The organism is Flavobacterium gilvum (assembly GCF_001761465.1).
GTDB classification, from domain to species: Bacteria; Bacteroidota; Bacteroidia; order Flavobacteriales; family Flavobacteriaceae; genus Flavobacterium; species Flavobacterium gilvum.
In genome coordinates, this window is record NZ_CP017479.1 from 2,935,340 (window position 1) to 2,950,362 (window position 15,023).

Sequence of the window (15,023 nt, forward strand, 5' to 3'; positions counted from 1 at the left end):
CAATGGAAATGACAATGGCAAAAATCAATTTTAATGACAATAAAAAATTAAAAACTAAATTCATAAAATGATATTTCTATTTAATCTTGATTTTTAGCAATCCTGTTGATGTTGATATTTGCAATTGATATTGATTTTTGCCATTGCCATTGCCTTTGTCATTGCCATTGTTATTATCATTGATATTGAAATTGATTTTTGCCATTTAAATTTGTAAGTTTGCAATATTGCAAAAAGACTATGAACATCAATATAACCGATAAAAAATACAAAAAACTCTCCATTCAGGTTTCACTGACCGGATTGTCTTTTTGTTGTTTTGACACGCTTCACAACAAAATCACATCCATTAACGAAATTCATTTTAACACTTTTCATAAATCTACCAAGATTGAGGAATTGTTTTCGGATGCGTTTCGCAATTATCCAGAACTGAGTGAAAGTTATGATGAAATTCAGGTTATTCACAATAACAATCTTTCAACGTTTGTACCCACTGCCCTATTTGACGAAAATTTTATGGGGAGTTATTTGCAATACAACACTAAAGTTTTTGAAACCGACTTTTTTGCATTTGATGAAATCATCAATTATCATATGAATGCAGTTTACATTCCGTATGTAAACATCAATAATTTTTTTATCGACCAATTTGGATCTTTTGATTACAGACACGCCAATAGTATATTGGTTACAAAGCTTTTGGATGCATCCAAAAACAATGACAATAAAAAAATGATTGTTCATTTTAATCCCGGACATTTTGAAGTTATTGTGATTCAAAATCAAAAATTGCTTTTATTCAATTCCTTCGAATATAGAACTCCTGAGGATTTTATTTACTACCTGCTTTTTACAGCCGAACAATTGAATATGAATCCAGAAAGTTTCCAATTGGAATTATTGGGAGCTATAACTGAAGAGGATGATTTTTATAAAATCGCTTTCAAATACATTCGAAATATTTCTTTCTTTGATGTATCTGATTTACAAAAAAACAATGCCTTTTCCAGAGCACAAAACCAACAACATTTTATACTATTCAACTCATGAGAATCATATCCGGAAAATACAAAGGAAGACGCATTTCTCCGCCAAAAGGACTCCCCGTTCGACCTACTACCGATATGTCCAAAGAGGCATTATTCAATGTTTTGAATAATACTTTTGATTTTGATGGTTTAAAAGTTTTGGATTTATTTGCGGGAACTGGCAATATAAGCTACGAGTTTGCTTCACGCGGAAGTAAGCCTATTACCTCTGTTGATGCTGATTTTGGTTGTGTAAAATTCATCAAACAAGTGGCATCAGAATATGATTTTGATATTGCGGCTATCAAGAGTGATGTTTTTTCTTTTTTGGAAAAAAACAAAGCAACTTACGATATTATTTTTGCCGATCCTCCTTATGGTTTGGATCAAAAAACATTTGAAAGGATTGTTTTGTTGGTTTTTGAAAAAGAAATACTCAATGACGAAGGCATGATGATTATTGAGCATTCCAAGTACACTAAATTGAATCATTTGATTAATTTTTCTTTTCAAAAAAGTTATGGTGGTTCTATTTTTAGTTTCTTCGAATTGGATTCAACCGAAGAGGAAGAAATTGAAGATGAGTCTAACCGAAAAGAAACAGAAGAAGACGAAGGTTAATTGATTAAAACATAAATAGCACAAAGCCCTTGCAATTGCAGGGGCTTTGTGTTTAATAGATATGAGTTCGATAATTTTATTTTTTGAATGATCCTAAAAAAGCCAAATCTTTCTCTTTAGCCCCGATAGAAGTGAAAATCCTTTTCTTTTTTTCTTTAAAAAAGAAAAGATTGTAACGGATAGCGGGAACCATGCTTGCTAAAATCACAAATCTTTCTGCTCCAAAATGAAATTGAAATAAAAAATGCAGACCTGTAAGCCGGATTCTGTTCTTGTCTCGTTTTGCAACGAGACAATACCTTATCATTTATCTAGATCTTGAATTACTCCAAGACTCGAGCTATCTACCCTTCAGCAACGGACGAGAAACCCTTAAATGCTGATATACTTGATATTTCACCGCATAGAGTTTACCTGGTTTCACTACAGCATTACCTGTACATACTTTCTGTTGCACTTGTCCTATCTCGTCCCAAAAGACGAGATGACGGGTGTTACCCGCTATGCTTCTCTATGGTGTCCGGACTTTCCTCTCTCTTGTCCCAAAGGACCTGACAGCGATAAGGCGGTCTGCGGTGCAAATCTACAACATTAATAAAGGTTTATCAAGGATAGTTTTTTTACTTTAACAAGTCGTTTGCAATGTTTTGTAAATAAAATAGTTACCTTTAATAAACGACCAATAAAATTTTGAATTATGAAACCAACCTATCATTATACCACCGTTTTGGAAGCCTTGAATGATTTGAAAGAAAAAGGTTTTCACTATGATTTCAATCTAAATCATGAAGCCATTACGGCAAATCCAAATGATTATGCTGTCGAGCACATATATCGTTATGAAGGCGATTCGGATCCCGACGAGGAATCAGTGGTTTATGGCATAATTTCTATTACAGGGAAAAAAGGAGTTTTTGTTGCTGGTTTTTCGGCAAATTCTGATGCTGAAGCATCTCAGATTTTAGAAAAATTATACATAGAAAATAGCAGATAGTATTGGTATTTGTACTAAGGAAAACAACTATTCTTTATGAGTTTTCTTCTAAATTAGTGTGACTGTCTCCGCCAATGCTGTAAAGGCCATTTTCCTCGTCTTCGTTTCCTGCAATTTCAAGTTCATCATCAAACTCCGAACCTGGAATATCTAAATCAGACCCAGACATAGCCTCGTCAAATTCCTTTTGATTTAATTCACTAATGTTGTTGATTTCTACCGGAGCTTTCTTTTTCGAAATATCTTCAGGGTCGATGTCACTTTCCTTATGGAATTTTCTATAAATATCTTCTTCCGGAGGGTACAAAAGGGAATCTGGCAATTTGTTTTTATCTTTTTTATCTAGACTTATGCCATTTGTTCTTAATTGTTTTTCTATCGCTTTCATCTCATCTCCATTTTTCTGATTTTCAATACACTAATTTACGAATTTTAACTAAATCTATAAATCAATTAATTTGTTTTTTTGATGGGCTTCTTATTTTAATAAAATAGAAATAGCTAACTTTAATCTATCTTTTCAGGATAAAATAAAACTTTTACTATGGAAAAAGATGATTTCATTAAGATTGAAGCAATTCAGATAGCCGAAGTTTTTAATATAAAAAAATTGAGGGCAGAATTTGGTATTGAACCTCATTCAAGTTCACCTTCGGAAATTTTTTATACGATCAAAAACAAAAAAAGGTATCTCTATATATTCGATTATGGTGTGATTGTATTTGCAAATTATACTGTAACTGAGAAAAATAAAATCATTGATTTTGTCAAAAATTATGCTTCAACAATGGTTAATTTGGACTTGCTTGAAGAATACCGAATTGAAATTGATGAGAATGTTTCAAAAGTGATTATCAAAAATGACTACGTTTCTGTTCCTTTCGTTGATCCTTCTGTTATGAAAATCGTAATGCTAAATATCGCTCAATCTGTAGCTCTTGATTATTATGAAGTCCTTACAGATGAACTTATAACTTCTTCCAAAGAATACATAATAGAATTGGAACAGCGAGGAAAATTGAGCATTTCCAAAAAAAATCTGCTCAAGTATATTGGTAAAGTATTGAATGTCAAAAATAGTATTGTAGACAATCTCTACATACTTGATGATCCTAATTTGGTTTGGGACAATGAAGAACTCAATCTGTTAAACCGCCACTTGAAAACAAATTTTGACATCAATCCGCGTTTTAGGGATCTTGATTATCGGTTGGACATTGTTGAGGATAATCTAAAACTTTTTACAGATGTTTTGAATGTTCGCGAAAGTTCCCGATTGGAATGGATTGTTATAATATTGATTTTTCTGGAAATCATGATAGCATTATTGATTCATTAATTACTCCTTTAAAAATTCTAATAATTCTGCAGGAGAAATAATTCATAATTTTTCACAAATACTAAAGTAAAGCTTTAAATAATTAATCTAGCTTTTTGAAAACTAATTCTTCATCTGAATTATTAATAAGAATCAAACGCCTGTTTTCTACGTTATATTTAGTTGTACTTTGAAGTATTTTTATAAAATCGTTTTCTTTATTATTTGCACCGCAAGTCATTCTTGTTGTAATAACGTTAGTAAAACGGAGTAATCCTCTCTCAAAGAAAATAGTTCCGTTCATTCGGTTACAGCCTGCAAAACCCAAGAATTTATTGGTTGAAGTGTTTATTTCAAGATTAGGTAATTCTTTGGCAAAATCGGTCAAACTTACTTTTTGTCCATTTATTTGTTCCAAAACCCAAATATCGTGCAAGTGGGAATCGGTTACATAGTTTCCGCAACCGCTCAAAAAAGTAGATTTATTGTCTTTAATGAGTTCTATTCGAACAGAATATCCAGATTTATCGCCAGACATTGTATTACTACATTTCTGTTGCATAATTTGGATAATCAGTGTAACGACATTAGTATTAACCCGATACATTTTTACATTTGCATCCATGGCGTGAATGGGCTCAACATGATTAGTTGTCAATGTGTCGAAACCTTTAATCAAAGAAGTGAATTCAATGGCTTTCTCCGATATTTTCAAATTCCAATCGGGTTCATTGCCATTTCCTCTAAAATAAATTCCTTTCTCCAAGTTTTCCATTTGCTGTTTGTAGGCAAAAGTAGGTTCGGATTTCCCAGTATCTGTTGAAGTTGTTAGTGTGCTTTTGCATCCAATAATTAGCAAAATAATAGGTAAAAGCGGAATCAATTTCTTCATTATTTTCAATTTGAATTTTGAGCTTCAAAATCATTTAAACTTTCCATCAACATAAAACCAACTTCCGTTTTCCTGCTTAAAAGTAGAAAACTCATGATGCACTTGGTTTGCATTGTTTTCGTCAATAAAATAAGCTTTAAATTCGACTGTATTTTCGGTTGCAGAGACAATTTCCAGTTTTTGCCATTTGTTGGCTTTTCCCCAATGCAAAATTTCTTCTCGAGAATAATATTTTCTTTCAGAGCGATGAGTTGTAGCCAATAGATAATCAGCCTGATGTGTAGCATAAGCCGAATATCTCGATTTCATCAAAGCCAAAGCCGTTGGTGCTTGCTGAGCTCCGCTGATATAAAGACCACAGCAAGAATCAAAAGAGTTGGAAGAACCACAATAACATTTTTGTGAACTCATAATTCTATAAAAATTAATATTCAGAATTAAACCTGTCCGTCAAGCTGAACAATTCTTTGATGCAATTGATTTAGCAATACCTGATATTTACTGATTTCGATAAGTTCCTCATCCTCTTCTGCATGATCCAATAATTCGTCCAGTTCTTCGCTTACTTCTACCAATTTATTATTGGCTTCTTTTCCATTTTTGCAAGCGATAAGATCAATTATTTCCTGAACGCCGTCTCTTAGAGCGCTAAATTTATTTTTGTCCATAATTCTATTGGTTTTCAGTATCATCAGAAGATTTACTCTCGTTGAACTTCTTTGTTATTTGCTTGAGTTTTTCTTTGCGTTCCACTTCGGCTTGCTTTGCTTTTGCCTGGGCTTTATGCAATTTATCGTTGTGTTTCTTTATGTTTTTTTCGTTGTTTCTGCCCATTATATTTCTCTTTTTATTTCTTCCAATGTCTTATTGGTAAAAATTAGTTCCTCTATGATTTTCCTGCGTAATTCATCAATATCCTCATACTCAAAATATTTGGCCCACGACGTTAATTCAAATAAATTCCGAATCTGTTTTATCCGTTTAGTGGTGGCAAAACTCGTTCTCAAAATAGCTTTCGAATCGTACTTTGGGTTGTTTCGATGCTGATAATTAACCGTTTTCTTCTCATAATTGGCTTCCAAATAATATAATTCTTCTTCCGCATTATCGGGATAAAACTCATTCCAGCGAGCAAAACCAATTTTAAATTTCGACTCTGTTTCCTGCTCCATTGGCTCCAATCGCCATTTACTATTGGCCAAACGCCCCCAATGATTGGATAATCGATACATTCCTTCGGTTGTATAATAATATTTACTCCCAGACTGACTATCATATTGAACCGGCATTCCCGCAATCCGTTCTGGAAGCACTTCATGAAAAACACAAAATGTATTTTTGAATGATTTTGGACTCGGTCGAAATATTTTTTCCATAGTGCAAAGGTAACCACAAACAACAGTTTCCACCAAATATATATACTTATCCAATTATTATGGGGTGCCCCCGTTGCAAAAATGGGCTTACTGACAGTGCCGCTTATACAGCCCATTCTTGCAACGGGGTCGGGCTATCCGCGCTACTTCGGTAGCTAGCTCCTATCCCTCACCCAGCTCGCAATCGTGTTTTAGTTTAAAAAGAAAATTTCCATTTCCCGAAAAACATTTCAACTCCAAATCCCAATAAATTAGCTAACTTTGTCCCCAGAAATACATTTAAAATAAACAGATTATGACCAAAGCATCAGAAACAAAAATGTTACAAAAAGGCGTTTTTACAGGAGTAATGGAGCAGGATGAAAACAAAAACTTCTTTTGTGGTGAATATTTATTAGATTTCAAAATGGCTCAGAAATTCAACCTTGGCGATTGGATTACCATAAAAAGTGTCATCGAAAATCCAAGTGATATCAGTTATAACAAATATCCAAAAAAATCCAAAAACTTCGACAAAGCAAATAATAAGCCTGAATAACAGATTCTTAGAGAGTTGAAATAATTCAAAAATCAAAAAAGCTCTTTTTTTGATTTTTTTTTAGCCCAAAACTAAAAAGTTAAAAAAAAGTGTACCTTTGCAAAAAATTGTCAAAATCCAACCAAAATTAATTTGGTTTTATTGTAAAAGACAAGCAGTTAACCTTATTTATGAAAAAAATAGTTGAATACCGAAAACTACTTAATGTAGAGAAAACAGTAGAGCTTAAAGAATTGAAAACCATCTATCGCAACGCGATGAAAGATGCGCATCCTGATAAATTTCAAGGTGATGATGCTGGTTTAAAAGCAGCAGAAGAAAACAGTAAAAAAATAATTGAAGCCTACCACTTTTTGGTTAGCATCAATCCAGAAACAATCAAACAACTTTTGCCTGAATATACTGAAACAACTTCAACTCAAACTATTACAGATTACAAATTTGTAGACGGAAGGTTGATTGTTAATTTCTCAAACGGAAGTGTTTACGAATATATTAGCGTACCAAAAGCTACTTATGTAAAAATGGTAAATGCAGATTCTCCTAACAGATTTGCAAAAAGACATATCCTTAATTCTTATCCTTGGAGAAAAACAACAAACCAAGAATAGATTAAAAATATTTTCTTCAAAAAGCACTCTTTCCTAAGGGTGCTTTTTTTTTGGGGTCGAAAAAATAATAATTTGCTCAAAAGACCAAATATCAAAATTACAGGTAATTGCTATTTATTTAATAAGTTTTTTATTAAATTTGTTTTGCCCAAATTAATCAAACCTAACCCCTATAAAAATGAACGACCAAATTAATTGGTACAAGAGGCAATACAAAAACGCCCTTAAAACCTACGAAAAGCTAAAAACTACAAAAGAAGAAATTGATCTTAAATTGGAATCAAATCCTGTTTGTTCCCATCTCCACAAAGATTTAAGAGACGTAAATTTAGATATTACAATCACCTTAAATGAGATTGAACATATTGAATCCCATATCTTCAAATCGACTTCCCAGAAAAGTAATCATCTATAAATTTATTTCATGAATACTTTTTCAATATACCACAAGTGTTAAATAACTAAGCTTTAAAAAAATACAAAAATTTAAAAGCTGTTTTTTAAACTACTTGTAATAACTATAAATTATAACATAAATTTAGGCACTAAAGTTATTGTTAATTTATAAATTTAAATACTTTTGTAACCTTAAAAACAATTAACTAATAAAAATGAAAAAAATTATTTTATTTCTTACTGCTACAGCATTACTTACTTCTTGTAGCAAAGACAAGTACACTGTATCTGGTGTTGCCACAGGATTTGAAAACGGAAAAACTGTGATTATGGAAACTCAAGACGAGAAAGGTTTCGGATTGATTGCTGTGGACACTGTAAAAATAGAAAATGGTAAATTTGAAATTAAAGGAAAAGCCGTAGAGCCTGCTTTCCATACTTTGCAAATTGAAGGTGTTCAGGGAAAAATTCCTTTCATCTTAGAAAATGGAGACATTACAATCGTTGTAAACAAAGATACAATTCAAAAATCTAAAGTTTCTGGTTCATACAATAATGATGAGTATGTAAAATTCAACGAAGAGATGATCAAAATCCAAAAACCTTTAATGGATTTTCAAACTGCTAATATGCAAAAAATGCAAATGGCTCAACAAGCAAAAGATACAGCTACTATCAACGGTTTGATGAAAGAGTACACTAAAATCCAAAGTGAAATTGGAAACGCTTCAAAAACAAAATATGTAGATTACGCAAATACACATCCAAAAGCGTTAATCAGTGCGTTAATTATCCAATCAATGACTAATGATCCATCTGTAGATTCTAAAAAAATTGAAACTATGTACAATGGACTTGACGAATCTTTGAAAAATTCTAAACCAGGTAAAGCAATCAAATTAAAAATTGCTCAGCTTAAAATCCCAACTGTAGGTGCTTCAGCAGCTCCAGGTGCCCCTGCTACTAAATGAAGAACAGATTTCTCGGCTCCTAATCCACAAGGGAAAACAGTTTCTCTTAAGGAAAGTCTGGGAAAAGTTACAATAGTAGATTTTTGGGCTTCTTGGTGTGGTCCTTGCCGAAGAGAAAATCCGAATGTAGTTGCTATTTATAATGAATTACATTCAAAAGGCCTTAACATAGTAGGTGTTTCTCTTGACGATGATCCTGTAAAATGGAAAGAAGCTATTGCAAAAGATAAATTGATTTGGACTCAGGTTTCCAATCTAAAAGGTTGGGAAGATCCAATTGCAAAGCAATACATGGTTGAATCAATTCCTGCCACTTTTGTTCTTGATCAGTCAGGAAATGTAGTAGCACAAGGATTGAGAGGCGATGAATTAAAAGCAAAAATCATTGAATTACTAGGAAAATAACCCTTTTTAGTATTTAAAATAAAAAACTCTCCCTCGTGGAGAGTTTTTATTTTATTCAATTCCAATGTATTAAAAATTATATTAAAATAAAGTGCAAAAAAAGTTTGTATAACTAAAAACAGTCTCTATATTTGCACCCGGTTAACGCAATAAGCGCTACCAAATACAAGGCTTGGGAAGATACTCAAGCGGCCAACGAGGACGGACTGTAAATCCGTTGTGAAAACTTCGCAGGTTCGAATCCTGCTCTTCCCACAAAAACGCTTCAAGAAATTGGAGCGTTTTTTTTTACTTTTAGTTTAAAAAAAATCCCATCTCATTTTTTCAAATAAGATGGGATTTATATGGGATCAATCCTAAAACGGATCAATCCTAAAACCTGTGGGGAAGTAAAATTTATGCATAGATATTGGTTAGCCTGAAAAGGAAGAATCCAATGTTTCTAACCCCTCTAAATTGAGATCTAAACGCTTTTATTTTTGCATTAAAAGATTCAGCTGAAGCATTGGTACTTCTGTTATCAAAATAATTCAAGATTGTTTGATAGTGATTCTCTATTGATCGTGAGATTGTGTTAAAGGATTTAAATCCGGATTGATTTACTTTCTCGTGCCATTTAGCCAATCTTGAGAGTCCAATAATTTTATTCTGTGTATTCTCGAAGATGTTTCTTAAGTCTTGAGCTAATTCATATGCTTTTTGGATTTCAGGATATAAATCGAACAATAATATAGCTCTAATTATTTGGCTTTTTGACCATTTAGACTTGTTTTTGTTGAGAAAGTGCCGGCTTCTGGCTAATAATTACTTATTGGTATCTCCATTTGATAACATTTGAGATTCGTACTTAATTTTACTGCTTTTAGCCTTCTCAATAGCTTCGTTTTCTAGGTCTATCGCTTGCCAACGGTATTTTATTCTGATTTCTTGTAAAGCGTCTAGTGCTAGTTTTTGAACATGGAAACGGTCGGTGACTTGAATTGCATTTGGAAAACATTTCTTGGCTATTAATCCCATATTTGCTGCCATATCCAAAGTAATTTCTTTGACTTGCTTGCGCTGTTTGATTGGGATTTGTTCAATGAAAGATATTACCGTTTCCGCTTTAGTTCCAGCAATCATAGCAACTATGGTTCCTTTTCTTCCTTTAGCCGCTTTGTTGGTTACAACGGTATATAGTTCGCCATTGGAAAGGGAAGTTTCATCTATTGACAAGCGTTTGCCTATGTTTTGGGGAAAGAGAAGCCATTTTTCCGCATGTTTGAGTTGATCCCAAGCTTTGAAATTACTTAAAAACTCTTTGTATTGATATTGTAAATTTCTACCTGAAACTCCATAGAAAGAGGCAATGGCATTACAATCATTTGGTTTGGAATCTATTGATCTCTTTTAAAAAAGACGCAAACTCTTGTGTTACTCGAGTGCCGTCCGCTACTAAACTCCAATCTCTAAACGCCACTTTTCCAGTGTCTTGGTTAAGCCATCTTCTGCGAGTGATATGCAAATACACTTGGTGTCCTCGGATAGGAAAATCCTGCACCGTTATCTCATCAAAGAATCCTTTTGAACTTAATTTAGACGCCCTGTATTCTTTAGGAACTGAATTAATCTCTCTAAGGTACAGATGAAGTATCTCATCTCCTTTTTCATAAGAAGTAAGTTCAAAATAATCTACAATTATTTCAGGTAATAACAATTTAAGTAAGTCGATAAAGGAATCTTGCATTGGCATATAATATGAAATGACAAATGTCTAGATTTTTAAATTTCTCCACAACTTTTCGTCTTGATCCCCTAAAACCTGTGGGGAAGTAAAATTTATGCATAGATATTGGTTAGCCTGAAAAGGAAGAATCCAATGTTTCTAACCCCTCTAAATTGAGATCTAAACGCTTTTATTTTTGCATTAAAAGATTCAGCTGAAGCATTGGTACTTCTGTTATCAAAATAATTCAAGATTGTTTGATAGTGATTCTCTATTGATCGTGAGATTGTGTTAAAGGATTTAAATCCGGATTGATTTACTTTCTCGTGCCATTTAGCCAATCTTGAGAGTCCAATAATTTTATTCTGTGTATTCTCGAAGATGTTTCTTAAGTCTTGAGCTAATTCATATGCTTTTTGGATTTCAGGATATAAATCGAACAATAATATAGCTCTAATTATTTGGCTTTTTGACCATTTAGACTTGTTTTTGTTGAGAAAGTGCCGGCTTCTGGCTAATAATTGCTTATTGGTATCTCCATTTGATAACATTTGAGATTCGTACTTAATTTTACTGCTTTTAGCCTTCTCAATAGCTTCGTTTTCTAGGTCTATCGCTTGCCAACGGTATTTTATTCTGATTTCTTGTAAAGCGTCTAGTGCTAGTTTTTGAACATGGAAACGGTCGGTGACTTGAATTGCATTTGGAAAACATTTCTTGGCTATTAATCCCATATTTGCTGCCATATCCAAAGTAATTTCTTTGACTTGCTTGCGCTGTTTGATTGGGATTTGTTCAATGAAAGATATTACCGTTTCCGCTTTAGTTCCAGCAATCATAGCAACTATGGTTCCTTTTCTTCCTTTAGCCGCTTTGTTGGTTACAACGGTATATAGTTCGCCATTGGAGAGGGAAGTTTCATCTATTGACAAGCGTTTGCCTATATTTTGGGGAAAGAGAAGCCATTTTTCCGCATGTTTGAGTTGATCCCAAGCTTTGAAATTACTTAAAAACTCTTTGTATTGATATTGTAAATTTCTACCTGAAACTCCATAGAAAGAGGCAATGGCATTACAATCATTTGGTTTGGAATCTATTGATCTCTTTTAAAAAAAAGACGCAAACTCTTGTGTTACTCGAGTGCCGTCCGCTACTAAACTCCAATCTCTAAACGCCACTTTTCCAGTGTCTTGGTTAAGCCATCTTCTGCGAGTGATATGCAAATACACTTGGTGTCCTCGGATAGGAAAATCCTGCACCGTTATCTCATCAAAGAATCCTTTTGAACTTAATTTAGACGCCCTGTATTCTTTAGGAACTGAATTAATCTCTCTAAGGTACAGATGAAGTATCTCATCTCCTTTTTCATAAGAAGTAAGTTCAAAATAATCTACAATTATTTCAGGTAATAACAATTTAAGTAAGTCGATAAAGGAATCTTGCATTGCATATAATATGAAATGACAAATGTCTAGATTTTTAAATTTCTCCACAACTTTTCGTCTTGATCCATTTATATATTTTGCCCTATCGTAACATATTGACGTTAAATATAGGCTTAATCCAGCTTGAAGCTCACACTTACGTTGGCTGTGATTTCAATTTCTCCTGCTGCCATCGTTTCTCTAGGAGCAGCATCATTCATAGATTCAGTTTTCATTGCCCTCATGGCATATACAGGCTGGGGATAATAGGTTTGCGAATTATCGGCTATTGTTATCGCTGCTCCTACTTTTTGTCCAAGAACAGATACATAATCCTCCGCTTTTATTTTGGCTTCTTTCATCGCCAATTTACGAGCTTCGGATTGAAATTGTGCCAATTTAGAAGATTGGAAAGTAACATTATCAATTCTGTTGATTCCTTTATCAACCAACCCCTCCATAAGCTCATCGTACTTTGACAAATCCTTCAATAAGATTTCTACGGTTTGCGTTGCATTATAACTACTTTTCTTTTTTTCATAATCATATTGAGGATTTAGTGAAACCCTTTTTGTCTTGTAATCCGTTGGGGCTAAATCCATGCTTTTAACTAATTTCAAAACCGCTTCCATCTGTTGGTCATTTTGTTTTTTTACGTCTTTGGCGTTAGTTCCTTTGGTTTCAACAGTTGCCAAAATAAGTACCTGATCGGGAGCTATTTTTACTTTCCCTTCTCCGGTAACGCTTATTTGAGGAATTGGTTTGATTTCTTGGCTATGCGCCATAACTGTAAAAAGGCAGATAAGGAAGAAAATTGATTTTTTCATGACATTGATGTTTATAGATTAAAATTGATTTTAAAGTTTTCCTGTTTTTGCCATTCCAAATAGAATAATAATTGGTATAGCTAATAAAACAGTCATTAAAGTATGTTCCTGTATTAATGCGGGATTTTTGATAAGAGTTATCAAATAGCCTCCCATAGCTCCTCCAAAATGTGCTGTGTGACCTATATTATCATTTTTGGCCTTCATTCCATAAATTGAATACAACAAATACAGAATTCCGAATAAGTATGCAGGAATAGGCAAAACAAAAAATATCCCAAGCATCATATCGGGTTGTAATAAAATAGCCGAATATAAAACTCCGGTTACAGCTCCAGATGCTCCAACAGCTCTGTAATTGTAGTCGTTTTTATGAAATGACATTGTCAATAAACTGCCAAAAATCAAACTGCCAAAATACACCAAAACAAATGAAAAATTCCCAAGATAGCTGGCAACAACCGGAGCAAAGAAATAAAGAGTAAGCATATTAAATAATAAATGCCCCATATCGGCATGGAGAAATCCTGACGAAATCATTCGGATTTGTTCTCCGGCACGAATGCTGCCCACATGGAATTCATATTTTCTAAAGAACGAAAAGTCATTAAATCCTTTGTAACTTACAATGACATTAGCAGCAATTATTAAAATCAAAAGAATATTCATAAAACAGTAGGTTTATAATTTTAGTGTAAAACTAAATTAATAATCTATTTTCTACTAATAAAGAAATCATAAACTATCCGATAATTCATTTATTGTTTAATTTCAAAAAAAAAACAGAAGAAAATCTAATTTTAAATAAATTGATAGATTTGGGATGAGTCTACCGGGAAAATGTTATTTATCAAAAATCATTTAGGTACAAATTACGAACCGCATAAAAAGTATTATATATTTGCATAAATTTTTAATAAATGCAATACCTCGTATATTTACTTGCATATCCGATAATTTGGGCAATTTCGATGCTTCCTTTTCGAATATTATATCTGTTTTCTGATTTTGTTTATATTATCGTTTATCGAATTATTGGATACCGAAAAAGAACTGTTCGCGAAAATCTAAATTTGGCTCTGCCCCATTTGTCCCAAAAAGAACTTTTAGTAATCGAAAAAAAGTTTTATCACCACATGTGTGATATGTTTATTGAAATGATAAAAACAATGAACATTTCTAAAGAAGAAATTTGCAAACGATTTGTTTTTAAAAACATTGAAATCTATAAAGAACTTGAAAAACAGGGGAAAAGTGTTGCCGTTATCTGTTCGCATTATGCAAGTTATGAGTGGATTTTTTCAATGAATTATTATTCAGATTTTGCAGGATACGGAATTTACAAACAAATAAAGAATCCATATTTTGACAAATTAGCTCACAAAATACGTTCCAGATTCAATGCAAAATTGATTACCACCAGACAAACAGTGCCAACAATCATTAGCAATAATAAAAATAAGGTTTTGTCATTATATGGTTTTGCCAGTGACCAATCCCCTAAAGCAAAAGCAGCCGTTCATTGGGCAAAATTCATGGGAATTGAAGTTCCTGTTCACATAGGTGCTGAAATGTTGTCCAAAAGATACGATATGAATTTGGTCTATTTGAATACCAAAAAAGTCAAGCGAGGACATTATGAAGCGACACTCGAAATCCTTTCTGAAAATCCAAAAGAAGTTCCAAATTACCAACTTACCGACCAATATCTGAAACTTTTGGAAAATCAAATTTATGAAGCTCCCGAATATTATTTGTGGACTCACAAAAGATGGAAGTATAGAAGATAGGGATTTTAGAATGCAGATTTTAGAATTAAGATTACAGATTTATGAATTGAGATTTCAAAATTATTCAAAACAAAAAAAACACCTTTGAGAATTGAATTTCAAAGGTGTTTTTTGCTTTTGCCAA

21 protein-coding genes, 1 tRNA gene, 1 other RNA gene and 2 pseudogenes are annotated in these 15,023 nt (G+C 32.9%); 11 read left to right on the forward strand and 14 right to left on the reverse strand.

The window, feature by feature from the left end:
• Positions 1–76: 76 nt before the first annotated feature.
• Positions 77–205, reverse strand: a complete 129-nt coding sequence (locus tag EM308_RS18325) for a hypothetical protein (RefSeq protein ID WP_262488068.1) — start codon at positions 203–205, stop codon at positions 77–79.
• Between the two features lie 35 nt (positions 206–240).
• Here EM308_RS18325 and EM308_RS12275 point away from each other — a divergent pair, with 35 nt between their 5' ends.
• Both EM308_RS12275 and EM308_RS12280 read left to right on the forward strand, forming a co-directional pair.
• Positions 241–1,053, forward strand: coding sequence for a DUF3822 family protein (locus tag EM308_RS12275; protein WP_035638801.1), 813 nt, complete (start codon positions 241–243; stop codon positions 1,051–1,053).
• Positions 1,050–1,652 carry an RsmD family RNA methyltransferase gene (locus EM308_RS12280; RefSeq protein WP_035638804.1) on the forward strand — a complete coding sequence of 201 codons (603 nt, stop codon included), beginning with the start codon at positions 1,050–1,052 and terminating at the stop codon, positions 1,650–1,652. The genes EM308_RS12275 and EM308_RS12280 overlap by 4 nt, the downstream gene beginning before the upstream one ends.
• Before the next feature lie 239 nt (positions 1,653–1,891).
• Here the strand turns inward: EM308_RS12280 and rnpB are convergent.
• An RNA gene (gene rnpB, locus EM308_RS12285) (RNase P RNA component class A) lies at positions 1,892–2,229 on the reverse strand.
• A 120-nt stretch (positions 2,230–2,349) separates the two neighbouring features.
• On the opposite strand from rnpB, the gene EM308_RS12290 reads away from it, so the two are divergent.
• Positions 2,350–2,646: a hypothetical protein gene (locus tag EM308_RS12290; RefSeq protein ID WP_035638808.1), complete on the forward strand. Its 297-nt coding sequence runs from the start codon at positions 2,350–2,352 to the stop codon at positions 2,644–2,646.
• Positions 2,647–2,680: 34 nt separating this feature from the next.
• Here EM308_RS12290 and EM308_RS12295 read toward each other — a convergent pair whose 3' ends face one another.
• Entirely contained in the window at positions 2,681–3,034 is a 354-nt protein-coding gene (locus tag EM308_RS12295; RefSeq protein ID WP_035638810.1) for a hypothetical protein, read from the reverse strand.
• 156 nt (positions 3,035–3,190) lie between these two features.
• Between EM308_RS12295 and EM308_RS17895 the strand changes: the two genes are divergently transcribed.
• Entirely contained in the window at positions 3,191–3,985 is a 795-nt protein-coding gene (locus EM308_RS17895) for an RMD1 family protein (protein ID WP_081907323.1), read from the forward strand.
• Between the two features lie 82 nt (positions 3,986–4,067).
• On the opposite strand, the gene EM308_RS12305 is transcribed toward EM308_RS17895, so the two are convergent.
• Genes EM308_RS12305 through EM308_RS12320 form a run of 5 tightly spaced genes read right to left on the reverse strand, consistent with a single transcriptional unit; the run spans position 4,068 to position 6,232 of the window.
• On the reverse strand, positions 4,068–4,856 hold the full coding sequence (locus tag EM308_RS12305) for an META domain-containing protein (protein WP_035638813.1): 789 nt from the start codon (positions 4,854–4,856) through the stop codon (positions 4,068–4,070).
• Positions 4,857–4,886: 30 nt separating this feature from the next.
• On the reverse strand, positions 4,887–5,267 hold the full coding sequence (locus tag EM308_RS12310) for a YchJ family protein (RefSeq protein ID WP_035638816.1): 381 nt from the start codon (positions 5,265–5,267) through the stop codon (positions 4,887–4,889).
• A 26-nt stretch (positions 5,268–5,293) separates the two neighbouring features.
• Positions 5,294–5,524: a hypothetical protein gene (locus EM308_RS12315; RefSeq protein ID WP_035638819.1), complete on the reverse strand. Its 231-nt coding sequence runs from the start codon at positions 5,522–5,524 to the stop codon at positions 5,294–5,296.
• Positions 5,525–5,528: 4 nt separating this feature from the next.
• A complete protein-coding gene (locus EM308_RS18180) occupies positions 5,529–5,690 on the reverse strand; it encodes a hypothetical protein (protein WP_197056141.1) in 162 nt (53 codons plus the stop codon).
• Positions 5,690–6,232: a hypothetical protein gene (locus EM308_RS12320; protein ID WP_035638822.1), complete on the reverse strand. Its 543-nt coding sequence runs from the start codon at positions 6,230–6,232 to the stop codon at positions 5,690–5,692. The genes EM308_RS18180 and EM308_RS12320 overlap by 1 nt, the downstream gene beginning before the upstream one ends.
• A gap of 295 nt (positions 6,233–6,527) precedes the next feature.
• On the opposite strand from EM308_RS12320, the gene EM308_RS12325 reads away from it, so the two are divergent.
• From EM308_RS12325 to EM308_RS12350, 6 genes and pseudogenes are all read left to right on the forward strand, one after another.
• A complete protein-coding gene (locus EM308_RS12325; RefSeq protein WP_035638824.1) occupies positions 6,528–6,770 on the forward strand; it encodes a hypothetical protein in 243 nt (80 codons plus the stop codon).
• Positions 6,771–6,940: 170 nt separating this feature from the next.
• Entirely contained in the window at positions 6,941–7,381 is a 441-nt protein-coding gene (locus EM308_RS12330) for a KTSC domain-containing protein (RefSeq protein WP_035638826.1), read from the forward strand.
• A 178-nt stretch (positions 7,382–7,559) separates the two neighbouring features.
• Complete coding sequence (locus EM308_RS12335; RefSeq protein WP_035640453.1) at positions 7,560–7,796, forward strand: hypothetical protein; 237 nt, start codon at positions 7,560–7,562, stop codon at positions 7,794–7,796.
• Between the two features lie 196 nt (positions 7,797–7,992).
• Positions 7,993–8,748, forward strand: coding sequence for a DUF4369 domain-containing protein (locus EM308_RS12340; RefSeq protein ID WP_035640448.1), 756 nt, complete (start codon positions 7,993–7,995; stop codon positions 8,746–8,748).
• A gap of 18 nt (positions 8,749–8,766) precedes the next feature.
• A pseudogene (locus EM308_RS18185) lies at positions 8,767–9,153 on the forward strand (TlpA family protein disulfide reductase); the annotation flags it as partial.
• 174 nt (positions 9,154–9,327) lie between these two features.
• Positions 9,328–9,408 (forward strand) — tRNA-Tyr (locus tag EM308_RS12350).
• A gap of 141 nt (positions 9,409–9,549) precedes the next feature.
• On the opposite strand, the pseudogene EM308_RS12355 reads toward EM308_RS12350, so the two are convergent.
• From EM308_RS12355 to EM308_RS12380, 6 genes and pseudogenes are all read right to left on the reverse strand, one after another.
• A pseudogene (locus EM308_RS12355) lies at positions 9,550–10,533 on the reverse strand (ISAon1 family transposase).
• Positions 10,514–10,879: an ISAon1 family transposase N-terminal region protein gene (locus EM308_RS12360; protein ID WP_070261923.1), complete on the reverse strand. Its 366-nt coding sequence runs from the start codon at positions 10,877–10,879 to the stop codon at positions 10,514–10,516. Before EM308_RS12360 ends, EM308_RS12355 begins: the two are co-directional and overlap by 20 nt.
• Before the next feature lie 92 nt (positions 10,880–10,971).
• The gene (locus EM308_RS12365) at positions 10,972–11,955 is read right to left on the reverse strand and encodes an ISAon1 family transposase (RefSeq protein ID WP_070261758.1); all 984 of its coding nucleotides are present in this window, start codon (positions 11,953–11,955) and stop codon (positions 10,972–10,974) included.
• 9 nt (positions 11,956–11,964) lie between these two features.
• Positions 11,965–12,303 (reverse strand): ISAon1 family transposase N-terminal region protein, encoded by a 339-nt coding sequence (locus tag EM308_RS12370; RefSeq protein WP_070261845.1) that lies wholly within the window; start codon positions 12,301–12,303, stop codon positions 11,965–11,967.
• Between the two features lie 113 nt (positions 12,304–12,416).
• The gene (locus EM308_RS12375; protein ID WP_035640739.1) at positions 12,417–13,109 is read right to left on the reverse strand and encodes an SIMPL domain-containing protein; all 693 of its coding nucleotides are present in this window, start codon (positions 13,107–13,109) and stop codon (positions 12,417–12,419) included.
• A gap of 30 nt (positions 13,110–13,139) precedes the next feature.
• A complete protein-coding gene (locus EM308_RS12380; RefSeq protein WP_035640737.1) occupies positions 13,140–13,778 on the reverse strand; it encodes a rhomboid family intramembrane serine protease in 639 nt (212 codons plus the stop codon).
• 251 nt (positions 13,779–14,029) lie between these two features.
• On the opposite strand from EM308_RS12380, the gene EM308_RS12385 reads away from it, so the two are divergent.
• Complete coding sequence (locus EM308_RS12385; protein ID WP_035640734.1) at positions 14,030–14,899, forward strand: lysophospholipid acyltransferase family protein; 870 nt, start codon at positions 14,030–14,032, stop codon at positions 14,897–14,899.
• Positions 14,900–15,023 lie beyond the last annotated feature (124 nt).

What these genes read in the sequence shown, in the direction of transcription:
- EM308_RS18325 (WP_262488068.1), bottom strand. Translation starts at nt 205, where the DNA reads ATGGCAAAAATCAATTTCAATATCAATGATAATAACAATGGCAATGAC.
- EM308_RS12275 (WP_035638801.1), top strand. Translation starts at nt 241, where the DNA reads ATGAACATCAATATAACCGATAAAAAATACAAAAAACTCTCCATTCAG.
- EM308_RS12280 (WP_035638804.1), top strand. Translation starts at nt 1,050, where the DNA reads ATGAGAATCATATCCGGAAAATACAAAGGAAGACGCATTTCTCCGCCA.
- EM308_RS12290 (WP_035638808.1), top strand. Translation starts at nt 2,350, where the DNA reads ATGAAACCAACCTATCATTATACCACCGTTTTGGAAGCCTTGAATGAT.
- EM308_RS12295 (WP_035638810.1), bottom strand. Translation starts at nt 3,034, where the DNA reads ATGAAAGCGATAGAAAAACAATTAAGAACAAATGGCATAAGTCTAGAT.
- EM308_RS17895 (WP_081907323.1), top strand. Translation starts at nt 3,191, where the DNA reads ATGGAAAAAGATGATTTCATTAAGATTGAAGCAATTCAGATAGCCGAA.
- EM308_RS12305 (WP_035638813.1), bottom strand. Translation starts at nt 4,856, where the DNA reads ATGAAGAAATTGATTCCGCTTTTACCTATTATTTTGCTAATTATTGGA.
- EM308_RS12310 (WP_035638816.1), bottom strand. Translation starts at nt 5,267, where the DNA reads ATGAGTTCACAAAAATGTTATTGTGGTTCTTCCAACTCTTTTGATTCT.
- EM308_RS12315 (WP_035638819.1), bottom strand. Translation starts at nt 5,524, where the DNA reads ATGGACAAAAATAAATTTAGCGCTCTAAGAGACGGCGTTCAGGAAATA.
- EM308_RS18180 (WP_197056141.1), bottom strand. Translation starts at nt 5,690, where the DNA reads ATGGGCAGAAACAACGAAAAAAACATAAAGAAACACAACGATAAATTG.
- EM308_RS12320 (WP_035638822.1), bottom strand. Translation starts at nt 6,232, where the DNA reads ATGGAAAAAATATTTCGACCGAGTCCAAAATCATTCAAAAATACATTT.
- EM308_RS12325 (WP_035638824.1), top strand. Translation starts at nt 6,528, where the DNA reads ATGACCAAAGCATCAGAAACAAAAATGTTACAAAAAGGCGTTTTTACA.
- EM308_RS12330 (WP_035638826.1), top strand. Translation starts at nt 6,941, where the DNA reads ATGAAAAAAATAGTTGAATACCGAAAACTACTTAATGTAGAGAAAACA.
- EM308_RS12335 (WP_035640453.1), top strand. Translation starts at nt 7,560, where the DNA reads ATGAACGACCAAATTAATTGGTACAAGAGGCAATACAAAAACGCCCTT.
- EM308_RS12340 (WP_035640448.1), top strand. Translation starts at nt 7,993, where the DNA reads ATGAAAAAAATTATTTTATTTCTTACTGCTACAGCATTACTTACTTCT.
- EM308_RS12360 (WP_070261923.1), bottom strand. Translation starts at nt 10,879, where the DNA reads ATGCAAGATTCCTTTATCGACTTACTTAAATTGTTATTACCTGAAATA.
- EM308_RS12370 (WP_070261845.1), bottom strand. Translation starts at nt 12,303, where the DNA reads ATGCAAGATTCCTTTATCGACTTACTTAAATTGTTATTACCTGAAATA.
- EM308_RS12375 (WP_035640739.1), bottom strand. Translation starts at nt 13,109, where the DNA reads ATGAAAAAATCAATTTTCTTCCTTATCTGCCTTTTTACAGTTATGGCG.
- EM308_RS12380 (WP_035640737.1), bottom strand. Translation starts at nt 13,778, where the DNA reads ATGAATATTCTTTTGATTTTAATAATTGCTGCTAATGTCATTGTAAGT.
- EM308_RS12385 (WP_035640734.1), top strand. Translation starts at nt 14,030, where the DNA reads ATGCAATACCTCGTATATTTACTTGCATATCCGATAATTTGGGCAATT.